The following is a 21,526-nucleotide window of genomic DNA, read 5'->3' as shown; positions in this document are numbered from 1 at the left end:
CCGGGACCCGCCGTACGGCAGACTCTGCTGCGTGACCCGCGCCTCTGTCCCGGTGCCCGCGGTGCTGCAGGCCGGTGACCGCGCCGCGCCGCCGCGCACCCTGGTGGACGTCCTGACGGACACGGTCGCGCGCGTTCCCGACGCCATGGCGGTGGACAGCGGGGTGCAGACGCTGACCTACGCCGAGCTGGCGCAGGCCGCCCGTCAGCTGGCAGACCGGCTGGCGGCGCACGGGATCGGCCGCGGCGCGCGGGTCGGGGTCCGGGTCCGCTCGGGCACCGCCGACCTCTACACCGCGATCCTCGGCGTCCTGGTCGCCGGGGCCGCCTACGTCCCCGTCGACGCGGACGACCCGGACGAGCGGGCGCGGGTGGTCTTCGACGAGGCGGCCGTGGCCGCCGTCATCGGCAACGACCTGGCGATCGCCGTGCGCGGGGGCGCCCACCGGGGCACCCCGGGGGAGGAGCCGGGGGTCGCGGACGACGCCTGGATCATCTTCACCTCCGGGTCCACCGGCACGCCCAAGGGGGTGGCGGTCTCGCACCGCAGTGCCGCCGCCTTCGTCGACGCGGAGTCGCGGCTGTTCGTGCAGGACGAGCCCGTCGGTCCGCGGGACCGGGTGATGGCCGGGTTGTCCGTGGCCTTCGACGCCAGCTGCGAGGAGATGTGGCTGGCCTGGGCGCACGGCGCCTGCCTGGTGCCGGCGCCCCGGTCCCTGGTCCGGTCCGGGGTCGACGTCGGGCCGTGGCTCGTCGCCAACGACATCACCGTCGTGTCGACGGTGCCCACGCTCGTCGCCCTGTGGCCCCCCTCCTCGCTCGCACGGGTCCGGCTGCTCGTCATGGGCGGCGAGGCGTGCCCGCCCGAGCTCGCGGCCCGGCTGCAGGCCCCCGGACGCGAGGTGTGGAACACCTACGGGCCCACCGAGGCCACGGTCGTGGCGTGCGCCGCGATCCTCGACGGCACGGCACCGGTGCGGATCGGGCTGCCGCTGGACGGCTGGGACCTCGCGGTCGTCGACGAGGAGGGCCGCCCGGTCCCGGAGGGTTCCTCCGGCCAGCTGATCATCGGCGGGGTCGGGCTGGCGCGCTACCTGGACCCCGTCAAGGACGCGGAGCAGTATGCCCCCCTGCCGGCTCTCGGGTGGGACCGCGCCTACCGCTCCGGGGACGTCGTGGTCAACGACCCGGCCGGGCTGCTCTTCGGCGGCCGGGTCGACGACCAGGTCAAGCTGGGCGGGCGACGCGTCGAGCTGGGTGAGATCGACGAGCAGCTCCTGCGGCTGCCGGGCGTGGCGGGAGCTGCCGCCGCGGTGCGTCGCACCCGCTCCGGCAACCAGCTGCTCGTGGGCTACCTCGCCGTCGATTCGGGCTACGACGCCGACACCGCACTGGCGCTGCTGCGCGACCGGATGCCGGCGCCCCTGGTGCCCCGCCTGGCGGTCGTCGAGGACCTTCCCACCCGCACCTCGGGAAAGGTCGACCGGGACGCCCTGCCGTGGCCGCTGCCGGGCAGCGGCGCCTCGGTCCCCGTGGGGCTGACACCCCTGCAGACGTGGATCGCCCAGATCTGGGCCGACGTCCTCGGTGCCGAGGTGACCTCTGCCAAGGACGACTTCTTCGACTTCGGGGGTGGCTCGCTGACCGCGGCCCAGGTCGTCGGACGGCTCCGGGAGCGCTTCCCCGAGGTGGCGGTGGGCGACCTCTACCAGCACCACCGGGTCGGCAGCCTGGCGGTCCTGCTCGAGGAGCTCGGAAGCGGCCCGGCCAGGCTGGACCGGGCGGTCCCCCCGATCCGGCGCAAGACGCAGTCGGGGCAGGTCGTGGCCCTCCTGCCGCTCCGCACGCTCGCCGCCGGCCGCTGGGTCGCCTGGGTGCTGCTGCTGAGCACGCTCGCGCACGGCCTGCTCGGGGTCGGGTGGGCACCGACCTTCGACCCCGTCATCGTGGGGCTCACCGCCGTCCTCTTCCTCGTCCCGCCCGTGCGGATGGGTCTGGCGGCCCTCCTGATCCGTCTCGTCCTGAGGGGGGTGCACCCCGGCAGCTGGCCGCGCGGCGGCAAGGTGCACCTCCGCCTGTGGTTGGCGACCCGGATCCAGGACGAGCTGGCGGCGGTCTCGACGGCAGGCTCGCCCTGGTTGCAGCGCTACGCCCGCAGCCTGGGCGCCGACCTCGGCCGAGGTGTCGACCTGCACGCGCTCCCACCGGTCACCGGTCTGCTCTCCGTCGGCCCCGACGCCGCGGTCGAGCCCGAGGTCGACCTCGGCGGCTGGTGGATCGACGGCGACCGCCTGCACGTGGGGCCGGTGCGGGTCGGGGCCGGGGCCCGCGTCGGGGCCCGCAGCATGCTGGGGCCGGGCGCCGTCGTCGGCGCGGGCGCCGAGGTCGCACCCGGCTCGCTCGTCCTCGGCACGATCCCCGCGGGGGAGCACTGGTCGGGCTCGCCCGCCGAGCGGGTCTCGCCGCGCGCCCGCGGCCCGTGGACCGACGAGACACCGCCGCGCGGCCGGCTGTGGTGGCTCGGCTACGCCGTCTCCGCCCTCCTCGTCGCCGGGCTCCCGGTCGCCGGTGCGCTGGCCGGGGTGGGTCTGCTGCTGACGGTGGCCGGCGATGCCGCCACGGCAGGGGAGGCCGTGCGCCGGGCCGCGCCCTGGGTGCCGCTGGCGACCCTGCTCGGGTATGCCGTGCTCGCGGCCCTGGTGGTGGGCGTGGTCCGGCTCTGCGCCGTGGGCCTCGAAGCCGGCCGTCATCCCACGAGATCAGCTGCGGGACTCAAGATCTGGACCACCTTCCGGGTCCTCGACGAGGCCCGGACCTGGCTGTTCCCGGTCTACTCGGCCGCGATCACGCCGATCTGGCTGCGCCTGCTCGGGGCGCGCGTCGGCACCGGTGTCGAGGCGTCCACGGTGCTGCTCATCCCGCGGTTCGCCCAGATCAACGACCACGCCTTCCTCGCCGACGACACGCTCATCGGCTGCTACGAGCTGTCCGCCGGCTGGGTCCGGGTGGAGCCGGTCAAGATCGGCAAGCGCGCCTTCGTCGGCAACTCCGGCATGGTGTCGGCCGGTCGCAAGGTCCCCAAGGAGTCGCTGGTCGCGGTCCTGTCCGCAGCCCCGCGGCGCAAGGCCGTCACAGCGCGCTCGTCCTGGGTGGGGAGCCCCCCGACGAAGCTGCGCCGCACGGCGAGCACGGTGGACGCGAGCCGCACCTACGACCCGCCGCTGCGCCTGCAGCTCTACCGCGGCGTCCTGGAGACCGGCCGACTGGTCCCGATGCTCCTGCACGTCCTCCTCCACCTCGGCGTGGTCGCGACCCTCCTCGCCCTGACCCGGTGGCACCCGCTCGCAGCCTTCGCCCTGGGGGGCGTGGTCATGGCCGCCGCCGGCGTCGTGGCCGCCCTCGTCACCGCCGCGGCCAAGTGGACCCTCGTCGGACGCCATACCTCCGTCGAGCACCCCCTGTGGTCTGGCTTCGTGTGGCGCAACGAGCTCGCCGACACCTTCACCGAGGTGCTGGCCGCGCCCTGGTTCGCCTCCGTGACCCAGGGCACCGTGGTGCTCAACGTGTGGCTGCGGATGCTGGGCGCCCGGATCGGGCGGGGCGTGTGGTGCGACACCTACTGGCTGCCCGAGACCGACCTCGTCGAGCTGCGCGACGGCTCGACCGTCAACCACGGCTGCGTCGTGCAGACCCACCTCTTCCACGACCGGGTGCTGAGCATGGACACGGTCACCCTCCAGGCGGGTGCGACCCTGGGACCGAACAGCGTGATCCTGCCGGCGGCGACGATCGGTCGGCACAGCACGGTCGGCCCCGTGTCCCTGGTGATGCGCGGCGAGTCCGTCCCGTCCCAGACCCGCTGGGTCGGCAACCCGATCGGACCGTGGGACGACCCCCCGGAGGAGGAGACGCGATGACCGGAGCCGACCCCTACGTGCCCGGTCACGGAGACCTGCGCTACGAGGTCGTGCACCACGACCTCACCCTGACCTACGCGCTGCCCAGCAACAGGCTGGAGGGCGAGGCTGTGCTGCTCTGCCGCGCCGCCGTGCAGCTGAGCCAGGTGCGGCTCGACCTGCAGCTCAAGCCCTCGAAGGTCACCGTCTCCGGGCGACCCGTCCGGCGCTTCCGGTCCGGGCGCGGGTCGCTGACCGTGGACCTGCCTGGTCCCGTCGCGGCCGGGACGGAGTTCATCGTCGCGGTCCGCTACGCCGGCAACCCCCGCCCGATCAGCATGCGGGGGATGGACCCCGCGGGCTGGGAGGAGCTGGAGGACGGCGTGATCGTCGCCTCCCAGCCGCACGGGGCCCCGTCGTGGTTCCCGTGCAACGACCGACCTTCGTCCAAGTCGACCTACGCGCTGACCTTCACCACGGCCGCCGACTACCACGTGGAGTTCAGCGGCGAGCCGGTCTCGGCACGGCGTCGGGGCGCGACGCGGACCTGGACCTTCCGTCAGGACGAGGCCATCCCGGCCTACCTGGCCACCGTGCAGATCGGCCGGTACCGCGTCGTCGACCAGCCGGCGGTGGTCCCCCTGCGCGTGGTCGGGCCCGCCGACATCCGGCCCAACGGCTTCTCCGCGTCCTTCGGGCTGCAACCGCAGATGATGGCCTTCTTCGTCGCAGCCTTCGGGCCCTACCCCTTCTCCACCTACACCGCCGTCATCACCGACGACGACCTGGAGATCCCGCTCGAGTCCGCGGCGCTGTCGACCTTCGGCCGCAACGTCGCCACCGGCGACTGGGACAACGTGCGCCTCGTCGCCCACGAGATGGCGCACCAGTGGTTCGGCAACGCGGTGACCGCCGAGCGGTGGAGCGACATCTGGCTGCACGAGGGCTTCGCCTGCTACGCCGAGTGGTTGTGGTCGGAGGAGAGCGGTGGGCGCAGCGCGCAGGAGTGGGCAGGCCACCACCACGCGGTCCTGGCGGGCCAGAGCCAGCCGCAGCCGCTGGTCGACCCGACGCCCGCGCTGATGTTCGAGGACTGGGTCTACAAGCGGGGTGCTCTCACTCTGCACGCGGTGCGCGCCGAGGTCGGCGACGACGTCTTCCTCGAGGTGCTCCGCTCCTGGGTGGCGAGGCACCGCGGGGGGACCGTCACCACCCCGCTCTTCGAGGCGCACTGCGCCGCGGTGTCGGGTCGCGACCTCGGCGACCTGTTCACCGCCTGGCTGCGCAAGAGGTCACTGCCGCCCCTGCCGCAGGCCGCTCCTGGCAGGATCCGCGTTCCCTGAGGCCAGCGCCCCGGTCAGGCCGACCGGGGTCTGCAGCGGGGTGACGCCGGCCTCGTCCACCAGCCGCACCTCGGTCATCGGCACGGTGAGGCCGGTGCCGCGACGCTTGAGCACCGCCTCCTTGGCGCACCACAGCCACGCCATCTCCTCCGCGGAGCCTGCGTCCTCGCCCGGTGACAGCACGAGCTCCGGCTGCCACCGCGACGCGACGTCGGCCACCAGCTCCACGTCGACGCCCACCGGTCCCGCGAGGGACACCGCTGTCACCAGGTGGTCGCCGGCGCGCGAGAGGGAGACGTGGACCTCGCGGACCCCCCCGGCGGGGGAGGTGGTGTGCCGCGCCCACGGGTGCCCGTGGCGCGCCGAACCGCAGGCCGGGCACAGCCGACCGACCTCTACCCCGCCCGGACCGAGCACGTCCAGGACGTGACCGCGCAGCGCGCAGCCCGGGTCGGCGCCCGCAGGGTGCCAGGCGACCGGCTCGCTCACGGGAACCTCCGTGATCCCGCTGCCTGGGCGCTCACTCGTCGGGCTGGCCCGGCGCCCGCTCGAGGGGCTCGAACACGTCGACGCGGGGTGGATGGAGGATCGCGCGCGCCACGTTCCGGAAGTCCATGCGGTCCAGGAGCATCGCGGCCTCCTCGTCCGTGAGGTCGTAGGCGTGCGCGAGCATCCGCACGTGCTCGGTGTAGAACGCGTGCAGGCGGTTGACACCCTTGATGAACTCGAGCTCCTTGCCCATGGCTCTCCTCGTCGACGTCCAGGTTCCCGCCCCAGCGACCCTAGTGGACCGGCGGGCGGTCGGGAGCACCGTGCGACGCGCGCGGTCGCGGGGTCGCGTACGCTCGCCCGGTTGCGTGGACGCCCGAGCAGAGAGGACCCCCGTGCTGCGTCGAGTGCTCCCGCGCGAGCTCGGTGTGCCGTTCCGGTGGCTCTTCGGGTCGATGACCGTGACCAACCTCGGCGACGGGCTGCTGCTGGCGGCCGGTCCGCTGCTGGTGGCCAGCCTGACCCGCGACCCGCTCGCGGTGTCGTTCGCGATCTTCGCCCAGCGGGTCCCGTGGCTGCTCTTCGGCATCCTCGCCGGCGCCGTCGTGGACCGCGTCGACCGGCTCCGGCTCGTCATGGTCGCCGACGCCCTGCGCGTCGTCGTCGTCGGACTCCTCGCCCTCCTGCTGGCGTTCGACGAGGTCACCCTGCCCCTCATCTACCTCGTCTTCTTCCTGCTCGGCACCGCCGAGACCTTCGCCGACAACGCCGCCTCCACCCTCGTGGTGCAGCTCGTGCCGCGCGCCCAGCTGGGCCGGGCCAACTCGCGGATCTTCGGCAGCGTCATGATCACCAACCAGCTGGCCGGGCCGCCGCTGGGTGCCGCCCTGTTCACGGTCGCCGGGTGGGTGGCGTTCGGTGCCAACGCGGTCCTCTGCGCCCTGGGCGTCGTCCTGCTCCTGCGGCTGAGGAGCTCGAGCCTGTCGCGCCGGCGCCCGGCCGAGCACGGGGAGACCCCGTCCGCCCCGGTGACGGTCTGGGCCCAGACCGCCGAGGGCGTGCGCTGGCTGCTGCACCACCCGCCGATGCGGACCCTGGCCCTGATGATCCTGCTCTTCAACATCACCTTCGGCGCCAGCTACGGCGTCTACGTCCTCTACGCCCAGGAGCGGCTCGGCCTGGACGGGCTCGGCTTCGGCCTGCTCATGGCCTCGTCGGCCGTGGGTGGTGTGCTGGGCTCGGCGGTCTACGGCCGGCTCGAGGTCCGCTTCTCCTACACCGCGCTCCTACGCGCCGGGCTGGTGCTGGAGACCCTCTCGCACGCGGCCCTGGCGCTCACCCGCAGCCCCTGGGTCGCCGGGGCGATCCTCTTCGCCTTCGGCGTGCACGCCACGATCTGGGGCACCACGTCCACGACGGTCCGCCAGCGTGCGGTGCCCGACGAGCTCCTCGGCCGCGTGACGAGCGTCTACCTGCTCGCCAGCCTCGGCGGCATGTCGATCGGCACCCTCCTGGGCGGCTGGGTCGGCCAGCAGTGGGGGATCGTGGCGGTGTTCTGGGCCGCGTTCGTCGGCTGCTGCCTCACCCTGCCCTTCCTCTGGCACCCGATGCGCCACATCGGACGGGCCGCGGCATGAACCCCGGAGTGGACAGGACCCCCTCCCGTCGGGTGAGGTAGCCGGGTGACCAGCGACGACGTCCGACACCTGCACCTGCGCGCCGCCGGCACCTCCGTGGCGCTCGAGCTCTCCGGCGGGCTGCTCCCCGTGGTCCGGCACTGGGGGTCCGACCTCGGCCCGCTCGGCGACGACGACCTCGCCGGCCTCGCGCTCGCGGCAGGAGCGGCGCGCGGCGACAGCCCCTTCGACGTCACCGACCGGGTCAGCGTCGTCCCCGAGCACGCCCTCGCGTGGATCGGGCGGCCAGGGGTCGAGGGCTCGCGCTCGGGCCGCGACTGGTCGCCGGCCCTGCGCACCACCGGCGAGCCGGAGGTGTCGACCCTGCCGGACGGCACCCAGCGCCTCCTTGTCCGCTCCGCCGACACCACGGCACACCTCGGCCTGGACCTAGAGCTCGAGCTGCACCCGGGTGGCCTGCTCCGCCTGCGCGCCACCCTGACGAGCACGGGCGGAGGACGGTATGACGTGGGCGCAGTGCGTCTGGGCCTGCCGGTGCCGGAGCGGGCCGGCGAGCTGCTCGACTTCACCGGCCGCCACACCTTCGAGCGGATCCCGCAGCGGCGGCCGTTCGGCGCCGGGGTCCACTCGCGCGAGGTCCGCACCGGGCGGACCGGGCTGGACGCCGTGCACCTGCTGTGCGCGGGCGAGCCAGGCTTCGGCTTCCGCAGCGGCCAGGTGTGGGCGGTGCACCTGGGCTGGAGCGGCAACCAGCAGACCTACGCCGAGCGCCTGTCCAACGGCGCCCGTCTCCTCGGCTCCGGCGAGGCTCTCGAGCACGGCGAGGTGAGCCTGGGGCCGGGGGAGTCCTACGCCACCCCGTGGGTCTACGCGGCGCACGGCACCGGTCTCGACGAGGTGTCCGGTCGGTTCCACGCCTGGCTGCGGTCCCGCCCGCACGCACCCACCCGACCGCGGCCGGTGACCCTGAACACCTGGGAGGCGGTCTACTTCGACCAGTCGTTCGAGCGGCTCACCGCCCTCGCCGACCTCGGCGCCCGGGTCGGGGCCGAGCGGTTCGTCCTCGACGACGGCTGGTTCGGCGGTCGCCGCGACGACACCACCAGCCTCGGCGACTGGACCGTGTCCCCGGACGTGTGGCCCGACGGGCTGGGCCCCCTGGTCGAGCACGTCCACCGCCTGGGTATGGAGTTCGGGCTGTGGGTGGAGCCGGAGATGGTCAGCCGGGACTCGGACCTGGCCCGGGCGCATCCCGAGTGGCTGTTCAGCGGCGGCGGCCGGCCCGGCCTGGAGTCGCGCCAGCAGCACGTCCTGGACCTCGGGCACCCCGGCGCCTACGCCCACGTCCACGACCAGCTCCTGGACCTGCTGCACCGCCACGACATCGCGTACCTGAAGTGGGACCACAACCGCTACCTCAACGACGCCGGTCACACGCCGGGCGGGGAGGCCGGGGTGCATGCCCACACGCTCGCCGCCTACCGGCTCATGGACGAGCTCGTCGCCGCCCGGCCGGGGCTGGAGATCGAGTCGTGCGCCGGCGGTGGGGGACGGATCGACCTCGGCGTCCTGGACCGCTGCGTCCGCGTCTGGGCCTCCGACTGCATCGACCCCCTGGAGCGGCAGCAGATCCAACGCTGGACGTTCGCGCTCCTCCCGCCGGGCTGGGTGGGCACGCACGTCGGCTCGCCGCGCTCGCACACGACCGGTCGCCGTCACGACCTGTCCTTCCGGGCGCAGACCGCGCTGTGGGGGCACATGGGGATCGAGTGGGACCTCACGGCCGCCGACGAGGACGAGCTGGTCGAGCTCGCGGCCTGGGTGCGGCTGCACAAGCAGCAGCGCGACCTCCTGCACGGCGGCACCGTCGTCAACGGCGACCACCACGACGACGACACCTGGGTGCACGGCGTCGTCGCCCCCGACCGCTCGCGTGCGCTCTACGACGTGGCGTCGCTGCGGCGGGCACCGAGCGGGCCCGGGCGGGTCCGGCTGCCGGGGCTGGACCCCGACCGGCGCTACCGGGTCTCCGCCCCCGACCCCGCGGCGGGGCTGCCCGGGGTGCTGCCCCTCACCCTCTCGATGAGCGTGCCCTGGGCGCGCGCGGGCGTGGTCCTGACCGGGCGGGTCCTCGACGAGATCGGCATACCGATGCTGCCCCTGCTCCCCGAGCACGCCCACCTCGTCCACGTCACGGAGGTCTGAGATGTCGGAGCCCACCTGGCTGCCCCCCGCGACGGACGCGGAGGTGACCGACTCGCTGACCCAGGCCTTCGTCGATCGCTTCTCCTCCCTGCCCGACGGGGTGTGGGCCGCGCCGGGACGGGTGAACCTCATCGGCGAGCACACCGACTACAACGCCGGCTTCGCCCTTCCGCTCGCCCTGCCCCACCGCACCTACGCCGCGGCACGATGGCGCGACGACGGGATCCTGCGGCTGGCCTCCCTGCAGCAGGAGCGCACCTGGGAGGGCCCGGTGGCCCAGGTGCGGCACGGCAACCCCCGGGGCTGGTCCGCCTATGTCGCGGGCGTGGCCCGCGCACTGGCCGACCGGGTCGGCGCGTCCGAGGTGGGGCTGGACGTGCTGGTCGACGGTCGCGTGCCGCTCGGCTCCGGGCTGTCGTCCTCCGCGGCGCTGTCCTGCTCGGTGGGCGTGGCCCTGCGCGACCTCGTGCCCGGGCTGCGGACGATGCCGGTCGAGGAGCTCGTGGCAGCCTGCGTGCGGGCCGAGAACGAGGTCGCCGGAGCGGCGACCGGTGGGATGGACCAGACCGTCTCGCTGCGCGCGGTCGACGAGCACCTGCTGCTCCTCGACGCCAGGGACTTCTCCGTCGTGCCGGTGGCCTGGACGCTGCCCGAGCACGAGGTGCTGGTCATCGACACCCGGGCCCACCACTCGCTGGCGGACGGGCAGTACGAGCAGAGGCGTCGCACCTGCGAGGCTGCCGCCGACGCGCTGGGGCTCCGGTCGCTGCGCGAGCTGTCGGCCGAGCTGCTCGGCGAGCCGAGGGTCCGCACGGCGCTCGGGGCGGTGCCGGACGGGCTGCGCAGGGTGCGGCACGTCGTGACCGAGAACGAGCGGGTGCTCGGCCTCGTCGCCGCGCTGCGTGAGCAGGACACCGACCGGGTGGGGAGGTTGATGACGGCCTCGCACACGTCGCTGCGGGACGACTACGAGGTGTCGTGCGCAGAGCTGGACGTCGCCGTCGGGGCGGCCCTGGCGGCCGGGGCCCCGGGAGCGCGGATGACCGGCGGGGGCTTCGGCGGGTCGGCGATCGCGCTCGTGCGGCGGGACGAGGTCGAGGACGTGGCCAGGGCCGTGCACCGGGCGTTCGCGGAGGCGGACCTGACCGCCCCGGCCTTCCTCACGGCATACCCGAGCCGGCCCGCGGGGCGGGTCACCTAGACGCGAGCCGACGACGAGGGCTCCGAGCCAGCGCTGGGGAGCGTCGGTCGCCACCGGGTCAGGGGAGGGCGTCGACCACGGCCGACGCCTGACGGGCGATCTCCCACTCCTCGTTGGTCGGCACCACCAGCACGGTCACCGAGCTGTCGGGGGTGCTGATGACGGCCTCCCCGTGCGCACTCTCGTTGGCCGCCGCGTCGAGGCGGACCCCGAACCCGGCCAGGCGCTCCACGACGGCTGCGCGCACGAGCGGGCTGTGCTCGCCGATCCCGGCAGTGAAGGCGATCGCGTCCAGCCGACCCAGAATCGCGGCATACGCCCCCACGTAGTGCAGGAGGCGGTGCACGACCACGTCGAAGGCGAGCCGGGCGTCCGGGTCCCCGGCCTCGAACCGCTCCTCGACGTCGCGCATGTCGGCTGAGCCGGTGAGGCCCACCAGTCCGCTCTCCTTGGACAGGGCCCGGTCGTAGTCCTCCACGCTCAGCCCGGCCACCTCCGCGAGGTGGCGAGGCAGACCGGGGTCGACGTCGCCCGGTCTCGTCCCCATCACGAGGCCCTCGAGCGGCGTCAGCCCCATCGACGTGTCGACGCTGCGCCCGCCGTCGACCGCGGTGGCGCTCGCACCGTTGCCGAGGTGGAGCACGATCGTCGCGACCTCCTCGAGAGGACGGCCGAGCAGGTCCGCGACCCGCCGCGAGACGTAGGCGTGCGAGGTCCCGTGGAAGCCGTAGCGACGCACCCGGTACTGCTCGCGCCACGCCCGCGGCACGGCATACGTCGAGGCCGCCGCCGGCATCGTCTGGTGGAAGGCCGTGTCGAAGACGGCCACCTGCGGCACGTCGGGAAAGGTCCGCTGGGCCACCTCGATGCCCTGCAGGTTCCCCGGGTTGTGCAGGGGCGCCAGCGGCACGAGGCGGCGGACGGCGTCGACCACGGCGGGGGTCACCACGGTCGGCTCGCTGAAGTCTGCGCCGCCGTGCACCACACGGTGGCCCACGGCGACCAGCTCGACCTCGGACAGGTCGGGGCCGTGCTGCGCGAACGCCTCGCGCAGGACCGCCATCGCCCGCACGTGGTCGGGGACGGTCGTCTCGTGCGTGTGGGTGCCCGAGGCGCAGGTATGCCGCACGCGCCCGGCGGGGAGGCCGATCCGCTCGACGAGGCCGGTGGCGTCGGAGACACCGGTGTCCGGGTCGACGAGCTGGTACTTCAGCGAGGACGAGCCGGCGTTGACGACGAGGACCCGCCGGGGCCCGGACGTGGTCATCTGTCTCAGCCTTTCGCCTGGATGCCGGTGATCGCGACGGTGTTGATGATGTCGCGGACCGTCGCACCCCGGGACAGGTCGTTGACCGGGGCGTTGAGGCCCTGGAGCACCGGGCCGATCGCGATCGCGCCGGCGCTGCGCTGGACCGCCTTGTAGGTGTTGTTGCCCGTGTTGAGGTCGGGGAAGATCAGCACGGTGGCGCGGCCTGCGACGGGGGAGTCCTTCATCTTGGTCGCGGCGACGACGGGGTCGACGGCAGCGTCGTACTGCAGCGGGCCCTCGACCATCAGGTCCGGGGCCTGCTCTCGGACGATGGCGGTCGCCTCGCGGACCTTCTCGACGTCGGCGCCCGAGCCGGAGCCGCCGGTGGAGTAGGACAGCATCGCCAGCCGCGGGTCCACGCCGAACTTCGCGGCCGTCCGGGCCGAGGAGATCGCGATGTCGGCCAGCTGCTCGGCGGTGGGGTCGGGATTGATGGCGCAGTCGCCGTAGACGAGCACCCGGTCGGCCAGCAGCATGAAGAAGACGCTGGAGACGACCGAGACGCCCGGGGCGGTCCGGATGATCTCGAGGGCGGGACGGATCGTGTGCGCGGTCGTGGTGATCGAGCCCGAGACCATGCCGTCGGCCTGACCGCCGTGGACCATCATCGTGCCGAAGTAGGCCGGGTCGGCGACGACGTCCCACGCGTGCTCGGGGGTGACACCCTTGTGGGCGCGCAGCCGGGCGTACTCCTCGGCGAAGCCCTGGCGCAGGTCGCTGGTCTGCGGGTCGACGACAGCCGCCTCGTCCAGGTGGAGCCCGAGGGCTGCCGCACGGGCGCGCACCTCGGCCTCGTCGCCGAGCAGCGTCAGCCGGGCGACGCGGCGGGCGAGGAGCGTGTCGGCCGCGCGCAGGATCCGGTCCTCCAGCCCCTCGGGGAGGACGATGTGGGAGTCGGCGGCGCGGGCCCGGGCGGTGAGCTCGTGCTCGAACATCAGCGGGGTGACCACGCGGGGACCGGTGGAACCCACCGGGTGGTGCCCGCCGACCGGCAGCAGCGTGTCGATGTCGACGTGCTGGTGGACCAGGGCACGGGCGCGCTCGATCTTGCGTGTCGAGCCCGGGCCGATGCGGGCGTGCACGCGGGAGATGGCGGTGGCGGTGCTCATCGTCCCGGTGGTGCAGGTGACGACGGGCAGCTCGACGCCGACGCCCTCCACGAGGCGGTGGACCTGCTCGCTGGGCTGGAAGCCGCCGTTGAGGACGATGCCCGACAGGGAGGGGAACGTCGAGGCGCGGTGTGCCAGGAGCGAAGCCAGGAGAACCTCCTCGCGGTCGCCCGGACAGATGAGCGCGCACCCCTCGTGGAGCCGGTCGAGGACGTGCGGCATGGTCATGGCGGCGACGACCATGCCCGTGACCTCGCGGTCCAGCATCGTCTCCTCACCGAGCAGCAACCGGCCGTCGACGGCCGTCATGAGGTCGCGCATCGTGGGCGCGCTGAGCAGCGGGTCGCCAGGCACGGTGAAGACCGGCACGCCCGCACCGACGTTGGCCCTCCTCTTCCCGGTCGGCGTGGCCTCGGACCTGAGCCGTTCGACGATGCCGGCCCGGACGGCCGCCCCTTGCCCGGGAGGGACGCGGTTCGCGACCACCGCTGCGACGTCGGCGTGCCTGCTCCGGGCCTCGTGGTAGATCACCTGGGCGGCGGTGACGCTCTCGTCCAGCGACCGGTCGGAGCACGGGACGACCAGCACCATGGCGGCGCCCAGGTGCGAGGCGATCGCGGCGTTGACCGAGAACTCCGTCGGCGCCGGCACCCCGGTGAAGTCGGAGCCGACGACGAGGACCGTGTCGTGCTCGGCTGCATACGCGTGGAAGCGCTCGACCGCGGCGCCCACGGCGGCGTCCTGCCCGCGGTGCACGTCGTCGTAGGTCACGCCGACCGCAGCGGACGCCTCCGCGGGGGAGGTCGACATCGGGTGCAGCAGCTCGAGCAGGGGGTCGTGCGAGGTGTCGAGCACCACGGGTCGGAACACGCCAACCCGGCCGCCCCGGGCGCACAGTTCGGCCAGCAGGCCGACGGCGAGCGCGGACTTGCCGGACTGGATCTCCGCTGAGGACAGGTAGAGCGAGGTCGTCACGGGCACCACACTAGGGGTGCTCGTCCCCCCGGGTCGTCGCCACCCGACCGGCCGCGTGCTGCCCAGGCCGTGGCAGGCTGGGCGCCATGGTCGACGGTATGCCGCGGGTGCGGGTGTGGGTCAACGGGCGCCTGGTGGACGACGGGCCCTCCCTCGAGGCCCTGGACCACGGCATCACCGTGGGGGACGGCGCGTTCGAGACGGGCAAGGTGGTCGGCGGCGTGCTCTTCGCCCCCGGTCGCCACCACGACCGGATGGACAGGTCCCTCGCCGGGCTGGGTCTGCCTCTTCTGGACCGGCGCCGGGTGCAGGAGGGGATCGACGCCGTGCTGGGCATGGGACCCATGCGGTTCGGACGCCTTCGCTACACGGTCACCGCGGGCCCGGGGCCGCTGGGCAGCGACCGGCTCGAGGGCTCGGCCACCTACCTCGTCACGGCGATCGAGCAGGAACCGCCGCCCACCGTGTCCACGGTGGCCGTCGTGCCGTGGACCCGCAACGAGCGAGGCGCCCTCGCGGGGCTGAAGACCACCTCCTACGCCGAGAACGTCGTCGCGCTGGCGGCGGCGAAGCGGCTGGGAGCGACCGAGGCGATCCTGGCGAACACGGCCGGCTACCTGTGCGAGGGCACGGGGACCAACGTCTTCGTCGTCCTCGACGGAGTGGTGATGACCCCCTCGCTGGACAGCGGTCCGCTGGCGGGCGTCACGCGGGCCCTGGTGATCGAGTGGCTGCGGCAGGAGGGTCTCCAGGTCGTCGAGGACCACCTGCCGATGACGCTCCTGGACGACGCCGACGAGGTGTGGCTGACCTCCAGCGTGCGTGACGTCAGCGCCGTGACGCGCATCGAGGTCGCGCCGGCCGGGCTGACCCTCGGAGGTATGCCGCTTCCTGCGCCCCCCGTGACGCCGCGCGTGCTCGGGAACGGTCCCGGCCCCGTAGCCCGGCTCGCGCGCGACGTCTTCGCCCGCCACCAGGCCGTGTCGATGAACCCCTGACCCCCACCGGACGCGTCGGGTGGCGGTCCCAGCAGCGATTTCGCGTTACGAAGCGCAGTCCGATAACGTTCGTGGTCGCGCCATGCGCAAGAAGGACGTGTAGCTCAGTTGGTTAGAGCGTTCGCTTCACACGCGAGAGGTCATGGGTTCGAGTCCCTTCACGTCCACGCAGTCAAACATGCTCCCACCAGCGCAAACGGAGTGGGAGCTCTTCCTATGTCACCTGGGCGTGCACCTTGTGTGCATCTTGGGCGGAGAACAGGGGCGGGGCCGGTACCCGCTGGCCAGGCCCTTCCCGCGTCCGGGCGCGCTGATCGCCCTCGCCTACCGCGAGCTGGACATCGTCCTCGTCGGCGACGGCGTCCAGCGCACGGCCATCGGCGACCTAGACCAGCTGATCCGACCGTGGGACCCCGGGTCCATCGAGGACCCACCCGTGCGGAAGGAGCAGTGGCTGGAAGCCGTCGTCGACTGCGTCCACGAGATCGCGGTCCTGGCCGACCGACGGCACAGAGCCGGCCACGCCGTCGCCAGCGACGCCCTGGAGGAGTGGCACCGCTACGCACTCCCCGCCTTCTTCGACCGCCGCAGGACCCAGGTACGAACAGGCTGCGACAGCCGCCACCACAACTGGCCGGCCAGACCCGCGCACATCCGCTTCCAGGACGACTCCGGCCACCGTGAGAACTGCTACACCGCAGACGTCGACCACCACCGCCAAGGGCTCGAACCACCCGCCTACACCTAGAAGACCCCACGCCTGCATGTTGTCGACGGTCACCGGGTGGACATGGAAACGGGCGAGATCCGGTGACGTGGCGCTGACCAGCACCCCGGGCTGCTGGCTGGTCCTGCCGACGAGAGAGTGTCGTGGCGGCCCCGTGGGGAAGGGGGGGGCCTCCTGCCCGCGCAGGTGGATACTGACGGCGCCGTAGGCGACGCCCCGGCCGGCGCACGGGTGCTGCTGGCCGACCGTCGTCCACGCGCGAGATCCTCCCCTCTCGCCGTCCTGGGTTTGGAGAGGGAGGCAGCAAGGGCGGCTTGCGCACGGGTGAGGGACGTACGCCTTCACATGTGGTCGAGGGGATCGGTCAGTCAGTCGCGACCAGGGGGTCACCCTGGGTCCCGGTCCCGTTAGGGGTGCGTCGGGTCTCGACCAGCTGGGCGGCGACCGCGTTGAGCTTGACGTTGCCGTCCCGCGAGACGCGGCGGAGCACCTCGAACGCCTGGTCGGCGCTCATGTCGAAGCGTTCCATGAGGATTCCTTCGGCCTGACCGATGACGGTCCTGTTGGTGATGGCGGTGGTGAGGTTCTCGGCGTTCTGGGCCGCCGCGAGCGCGACCGCGACGTGGGCGGCCAGCGCCAGCCCGTTGTCGATGTCGTCGGCGTCGAAGCCGTCGAGCTGCTCGGAGTACAGGTTGAGTGCTCCGGGCGTGTCGCGGGTGGTGTAGAGGCGGTAGCTGACGCTGCTGGCCACTCCGAGCTCCTCGCTGACGCGGGCGCCCCATACCGGCCAGCGGTCGTCGTGGGCCAGGTCCGGGCAGCGGGTGGTCTCGTGCTCGCGCACGGCGTTCAGGCACGGTCCCTGGCCGAGGGCGAACTGGAGCTCGTCGATGCGTCGTAGGGTCTCGCTGCTGGCGGCGGGTGTGTCGATCCCGTCGGGGTGCACGACGGAGATGCCGGCCATGTCGCACCCGGTGATCATCTCCAGGGCTGCGGCGATCGCCGTCTCCAGCGTGTGCTGGCTGCCGGGGTCCTCCTGCATGGAACGTGCGACCGCAGACAGCTGATGGCTGAAGTCGTTACCACCGGGCTCGACCATGCCTCCCATCCTGTCCCCTTGGCGTCGCGTGAACAACACACCTCGTGCGCAGCGCACCGGCAGGGAGCAGCTGCCCTCCAGTGACCGCAGGTGCCATCAGCGTGCCGTTGGTGCCTCGGTCCGTTGCCTGTCCGTGGCCAAAGCGTCGTTGCCCGCGGGCTCCGACGCCGGTCGCGCCCCTCGGCGGGGGGTGGGCTCACCCCCCGCCGGGAGGTCTGGCCCGGCCACGGGTGGTTCGATGGTCGGGCGTAGAACCTACTCAACCACGCCCCCTTGGGCCGCTCTGCCCGAAAATCGGCCGCCGCGAACGGTCGGCGGTCGCCTGTGACGGCCGGCCCTTGGTAGGAATCGTCATGGGGCTGGCACCGGGGGGATCGGCATCGACCGTGCAAGGGGGTGCGGGGTGGGCGGGTGTACGGTGTTAACCAAGGGTCCAGCAGCGCCGCCCGATCAGTGAACTGCTTCGGACCGCCGCCTGTTCGCGCAGGCCCCCTACGTCGTCGTTCCCGAGACCAAGAGTCCGGAGCACGAATGAGCACTCGCCCCCAGACCGCAGAAGCTCCCACCAGGGTGGCGCACCCGACGCACCCGACGCACCCGCAGGACCCACGCCGCGACAGTGCACAACGCCGCAGGGTCGGCCGCAGGCCGGCCTTGCGGGTGGACATCCTCGACGAGTGCCCGTTGATCATCCTCGGTGCGCAGGCCATGCTCGAGTCCTTCGCCACCACGATCGAGGTCCACAGCGCCGCCGTGGACATCGGGGCGCCGGAGCCGGTCGACATCACCCTCTACGACCCCGCCGGCCGCTCCTCAGCCACCAGCATCACCCTGGACACCCTTCTTGCCGACCCCGCCCGCGGGCGGATCGTCATCTACTCCTTCGACCCGCCACCAGCGCTGGTGGCCGAGTGGCTGACCAGGGGCTGCGCCGCCTTCGTGGACAAGGGTGCGTCCACCGCCGTACTCGTGGACGTGATCACCTCCCTGACCCCCGGCTGGCCGGCCTGGGGGCGCGCACCCCACCCCGAACCCGGCCACCCCCGCCCAGCGGACGACTGGCCCGGACACGAGAACGGACTGTCCCGGCGCGAGTCCGAGGTCATCGCTCTCATCGTCGACGGCCGGACGAACAAGGACATCAGCGAGCGCACCTACCTGTCGATCAGCACGGTCAAGACCCACATCCGACATGCCTACCGCAAGCTCGACATCGACCGTCGGACCCAGGCGGTGAGGTGGGGCATGCAACACGGGATGCTCGACCCGCCCGCCGCTTCCGCCGTCGATCAGGCAACCGGCTAGCTGTTCTGCCCACCGACAACCACATCGACGTAGGCAGCACGCAGCCGGGGACTGTCCGCCAAACGGTGTTTCTGGCCCGACACGCCGGCGTGGCTGGCGGGGAAGGTCGCATGATGGCCGAGACGATTTCGAGTGTGAGCTCGATGCCGAAGGAAGCGAAGAAGACGGTCTCGCGCAGCGAGGCCGAGCATGCCGCGGTCCGGGAGGTTGTCGAGGCTGCCCGGGCTCGTGGGGAGGACCTGACCGGCCCGGACGGGCTGCTCAAGGCGATCACCGCCACCGTCCTGGAGACAGCGTTGGAAGAAGAGCTGACCGAGCACCTGGGCCATGAGAAGCACCAGGCACCTACGTCCGGGAGCGGCAACATCCGCAACGGCACGCGGCCGAAGACGGTGCTGACCGACGCGGCCGGGGAGGTGAGCATCGCGGTCCCGCGGGACCGGGCCGGCACGTTCGAGCCGGTGATCGTGAAGAAGCGGCAGCGGCGCCTCTGGGACGTGGACGCGGTCGCGATCAGCTTGTTCGCCAAGGGCCTGAGCACCGGTGAGATCTCCGCGCACTTCCAGGAGGTCTACGGCGCGAGCATCTCCAAGGACACGGTCAGCCGGATCACCGACAAGGTTCTGGAGGAGATGGCGACCTGGTCCTCCCGGCCGCTGCAGGGCGTCTACGCGGCCATCTTCATCGACGCGATCGCTCGTCAAGGTCCGCGACGGACAGGTCGGCAACCAACCCTTCTACGCCGCGATCGGCGTCGACCTGAACGGGCGCCGCGACGTGCTCGGCCTGTGGGCCGGGCAGGGCGGCGGCGAGAGCGCGAAGTTCAGCGATGTTCGTGCTCGCGGACCTGAAGAACCGGGGCGTGCGCGACGTGTTCTTCATCGTCTGCGACGGCCTGCAGGGACTGCCGGACAGCGTGAACGCGGTCTTCCCGCAGGCGATCGTGCAGGCCTGCGTCATCCACCTCATCCGCGCCACCCTGCGCTACGCCTCATGGAAGTACTGGGACCAGCTGGCCAAGGACCTGCGCCGCATCTACACCGCACCTTCGGTCGACGCGGCGTGGGCAGCGTTCGAGGAGCTGGAGGAGAAATGGGGCAAGCCCTACCCCGCGATCCCCAAGCTGTGAAGGTCGGCCTGGGAGGAGTTCATCCCGTTCCTGTCCTACGACGTGGAGATCCGCCGCGTGCTGTTCTCCACCAACGCCCACACACGTGTGGACCGTCGTGCCGTAGTGCCGGGCCACGGCCACCAGGTCGGGGTGACCGGGACCCCTGCCACGTGGTCGATCGTCACGGTGCGGGCGTTGTCGGTCAGCACATAGGACGGGACCCCCGCCCAGGGTGCGGAACGTCGCGTCCAGGCACGCCACCAGCGTCGGCAACGTCTGGTCCCAGGTCGGGATCACCACCCGGTACCGCGACCACGCCAGCCACGCGCAGAACAGCAGCGTGCCCCGCGCCCGCCCGTCCGGCCCCGGGACCTGCGGTCCCTCGCCCCAGTCGAACTGCAGCCACAGCCCGGGCTCGGTGATCCACGGCCGGTAGGTGCGGGCGTTCCCCGCCCGCCAGGCGGCCTTGACGGCCGCGACCGCGCGGCGCGTGGTCCGCTCGGTCCCGGTGAAGCCCAACCCGACCAGCCGGCCGTGGATGACGTCGGCGCGGGCCTTGCCCTCCGAGCGCTTGACCCACTCCTCGATCTTGGGCATGTACTCGTCGATGATCCAGGGCCGCTGCCCCGGACCGGTCACCGGCGCCCCCGCGTCGCGGGCGGCGACATACCGTCGCACGGTCTTGGGGTCACCTGGTGGTCGCCCTGGGCGGGACCGGAATCTCCAAGTCCGAGGTCTCGAGGATCTGCGCCGGGCTGGACGAGACGGTCGGCGCGTTCCGCACCCGCCGCCTGGACCACGCCCGCTTCCCCTACGTCTACCTGGACGCGACCTACCTGCACGTGCGCACCGAGGCCGCGATGGCGGTGTCCAAGGCCGTCGTCATCGCCACCGGTGTCACCGAGCACGGCCGCCGCGAGGTCCTGGGCCTGGACGTCGGCGACAGCGAGGACGAGGTCTTGACCGGCCTGCGCAAGCGCGGCCTGGGTGGTGTGCAGCTGGTGATCTCCGACCAGCACGCCGGCCTGGTCGCCGCCCTCACCCGGGTGTTCCAGGGCTCCTCCCACCAACGCTGCCGGGTCCACTTCATCCGCAACGTCCTGGCGCACGTGCCCAAGGCCGAGACCGAGATGGTCGCCGCGGTCTTCCGCACCATCTTCGCCCAGCCCGACCTGGCCTCCATGGCCAAGCAGTGGGACAAGGTCCGCGACGACCTCGCCACCCGGTACCCCAAGACCGGCCCGCTCATGGACCGCGCGAAGTCCGAAGTGCTCGCGTTCGCCGCATTCCCCCGCGAGCACTGGCGCAAGATCTGGTCCACCAACCCCCTCGAGCGGCTGAACAAGGAGATCAAACGACGCTCCCGCGTCGTCGGGATCTTCCCCAACGAGGCCGCCGTCATCCGCCTCATCGGAGCCGTCCTCGCAGACATCCACGACGAGTGGCAGGTCGACGACCGCCGCTACCTCTCCGAAGCCTCCATGGCCAAGCTCTACCCGACCAGCGATACTGGGACCGTCGCCCTCGAAAAGAGCGACCGGTAGGCAACGAGCATCACCTCAAAGCCCACCACTCCGCGGGGCTCTGTCAGCTCGACACGGTGGCCGCGGCCATAGAGGGCAGTCGGCGCAAGGAAGTTGCCGTCGTCTCCGGGGAAGACAAGACCGTCCCGTCCGCCGTCATGCCTTGCGTTCATGTGTTCGCGTAGGGCCTCGGAAACGACGTTGGGCATGGCTACGGTGCGTCTGCCCGCCTTGGTCTTTGGGCATTGGTGGACTTGTGCCCGCGAGCGCGGACGGCGGTTCGAGCCACTGTCAGCGTCCGGACCTCCATGTCGATGTCTCGGCGACGGAGCGCAGCAGCCTCACCGAACCTCAGTCCACACGGGACTGCTGCACGGGTAGGTGACACCGAGTCTGTGGTGCTGTGAAGCGCCGCAGGGAAGGATGTGCACCATGCCCAAGCCCTATCCCCAGGAGTTCCGTGACGATGTCGTCCGCGTCGCTCGTCAGCGTGGCGAGGGGGTGACGATCAAGCAGGTTGCCAAGGACTTCGGGATCTCGGAGTCGTGTCTGACGAACTGGATGACCCAGGCCGACCGCGACGCCGGGATCAAGCCCGGCGCC

General features: G+C 72.5%; 14 protein-coding genes, 1 tRNA gene and 3 pseudogenes. 12 read left to right on the top strand and 6 right to left on the bottom strand.

Annotated elements, in window-relative coordinates:
• The first annotated feature begins 31 nt into the window (after positions 1-31).
• Entirely contained in the window at positions 32-3,916 is a 3,885-nt protein-coding gene (locus ACI3ET_RS14950) for a Pls/PosA family non-ribosomal peptide synthetase (protein ID WP_405033869.1), read from the top strand.
• Complete coding sequence (locus ACI3ET_RS14945; RefSeq protein ID WP_405033868.1) at positions 3,913-5,238, top strand: M1 family metallopeptidase; 1,326 nt, start codon at positions 3,913-3,915, stop codon at positions 5,236-5,238. The genes ACI3ET_RS14950 and ACI3ET_RS14945 overlap by 4 nt, the downstream gene beginning before the upstream one ends.
• Here the strand turns inward: ACI3ET_RS14945 and ACI3ET_RS14940 are convergent.
• Both ACI3ET_RS14940 and ACI3ET_RS14935 read right to left on the bottom strand, forming a co-directional pair.
• A complete protein-coding gene (locus ACI3ET_RS14940) occupies positions 5,188-5,727 on the bottom strand; it encodes a 4'-phosphopantetheinyl transferase family protein (RefSeq protein WP_405033867.1) in 540 nt (179 codons plus the stop codon). The genes ACI3ET_RS14945 and ACI3ET_RS14940 overlap by 51 nt on opposite strands.
• Positions 5,728-5,758: 31 nt before the next feature.
• Entirely contained in the window at positions 5,759-5,980 is a 222-nt protein-coding gene (locus tag ACI3ET_RS14935; protein ID WP_405033866.1) for a hypothetical protein, read from the bottom strand.
• A 142-nt stretch (positions 5,981-6,122) separates the two neighbouring features.
• Here ACI3ET_RS14935 and ACI3ET_RS14930 point away from each other — a divergent pair, with 142 nt between their 5' ends.
• The 3 genes from ACI3ET_RS14930 to galK are packed head-to-tail and all read left to right on the top strand — an operon-like array spanning position 6,123 to position 10,770.
• A complete protein-coding gene (locus ACI3ET_RS14930; protein ID WP_405033865.1) occupies positions 6,123-7,364 on the top strand; it encodes an MFS transporter in 1,242 nt (413 codons plus the stop codon).
• A gap of 45 nt (positions 7,365-7,409) precedes the next feature.
• Positions 7,410-9,569 (top strand): alpha-galactosidase, encoded by a 2,160-nt coding sequence (locus ACI3ET_RS14925; protein ID WP_405033864.1) that lies wholly within the window; start codon positions 7,410-7,412, stop codon positions 9,567-9,569.
• A 1-nt stretch (position 9,570) separates the two neighbouring features.
• Complete coding sequence (gene galK, locus ACI3ET_RS14920) at positions 9,571-10,770, top strand: galactokinase (RefSeq protein ID WP_405033863.1); 1,200 nt, start codon at positions 9,571-9,573, stop codon at positions 10,768-10,770.
• A 58-nt stretch (positions 10,771-10,828) separates the two neighbouring features.
• On the opposite strand, the gene ACI3ET_RS14915 is transcribed toward galK, so the two are convergent.
• Positions 10,829-12,037: an acetate/propionate family kinase gene (locus tag ACI3ET_RS14915; RefSeq protein ID WP_405033862.1), complete on the bottom strand. Its 1,209-nt coding sequence runs from the start codon at positions 12,035-12,037 to the stop codon at positions 10,829-10,831.
• 5 nt (positions 12,038-12,042) lie between these two features.
• Complete coding sequence (pta, locus tag ACI3ET_RS14910; protein ID WP_405033861.1) at positions 12,043-14,163, bottom strand: phosphate acetyltransferase; 2,121 nt, start codon at positions 14,161-14,163, stop codon at positions 12,043-12,045.
• A gap of 86 nt (positions 14,164-14,249) precedes the next feature.
• Between pta and ACI3ET_RS14905 the strand changes: the two genes are divergently transcribed.
• From ACI3ET_RS14905 to ACI3ET_RS14895, 3 genes are all read left to right on the top strand, one after another.
• Positions 14,250-15,161: an aminotransferase class IV gene (locus tag ACI3ET_RS14905; RefSeq protein ID WP_405033860.1), complete on the top strand. Its 912-nt coding sequence runs from the start codon at positions 14,250-14,252 to the stop codon at positions 15,159-15,161.
• Between the two features lie 93 nt (positions 15,162-15,254).
• A tRNA-Val gene (locus tag ACI3ET_RS14900) sits at positions 15,255-15,328 on the top strand.
• A gap of 71 nt (positions 15,329-15,399) precedes the next feature.
• Positions 15,400-15,909, top strand: coding sequence for a hypothetical protein (locus ACI3ET_RS14895; protein WP_405033859.1), 510 nt, complete (start codon positions 15,400-15,402; stop codon positions 15,907-15,909).
• 343 nt (positions 15,910-16,252) lie between these two features.
• Here ACI3ET_RS14895 and ACI3ET_RS14890 read toward each other — a convergent pair whose 3' ends face one another.
• The gene (locus ACI3ET_RS14890) at positions 16,253-16,984 is read right to left on the bottom strand and encodes a GAF and ANTAR domain-containing protein (protein WP_405033858.1); all 732 of its coding nucleotides are present in this window, start codon (positions 16,982-16,984) and stop codon (positions 16,253-16,255) included.
• Positions 16,985-17,644: 660 nt separating this feature from the next.
• Between ACI3ET_RS14890 and ACI3ET_RS14885 the strand changes: the two genes are divergently transcribed.
• Positions 17,645-18,289, top strand: a complete 645-nt coding sequence (locus ACI3ET_RS14885) for a helix-turn-helix transcriptional regulator (protein ID WP_405033857.1) — start codon at positions 17,645-17,647, stop codon at positions 18,287-18,289.
• 113 nt (positions 18,290-18,402) lie between these two features.
• A pseudogene (locus ACI3ET_RS14880) lies at positions 18,403-19,541 on the top strand (IS256 family transposase); the annotation flags it as partial.
• On the opposite strand, the pseudogene ACI3ET_RS14875 reads toward ACI3ET_RS14880, so the two are convergent.
• A pseudogene (locus ACI3ET_RS14875) lies at positions 19,428-20,090 on the bottom strand (transposase); the annotation flags it as partial. The pseudogenes ACI3ET_RS14880 and ACI3ET_RS14875 sit on opposite strands and share 114 nt — an antisense overlap.
• On the opposite strand from ACI3ET_RS14875, the pseudogene ACI3ET_RS14870 reads away from it, so the two are divergent.
• Positions 20,078-20,944 (top strand): annotated as a pseudogene (locus ACI3ET_RS14870) (IS256 family transposase); the annotation flags it as partial. The pseudogenes ACI3ET_RS14875 and ACI3ET_RS14870 sit on opposite strands and share 13 nt — an antisense overlap.
• A gap of 402 nt (positions 20,945-21,346) precedes the next feature.
• The coding region (locus tag ACI3ET_RS14865; RefSeq protein WP_405033856.1) for a transposase at positions 21,347-21,526 on the top strand (180 nt) is incomplete at its 3' end.

Source organism: Ornithinimicrobium jinqii (assembly GCF_045032595.1).
Classification (GTDB): Bacteria; Actinomycetota; Actinomycetes; order Actinomycetales; family Dermatophilaceae; genus Ornithinicoccus.
This window is presented reverse-complemented; position numbering and strand designations above follow the sequence as displayed.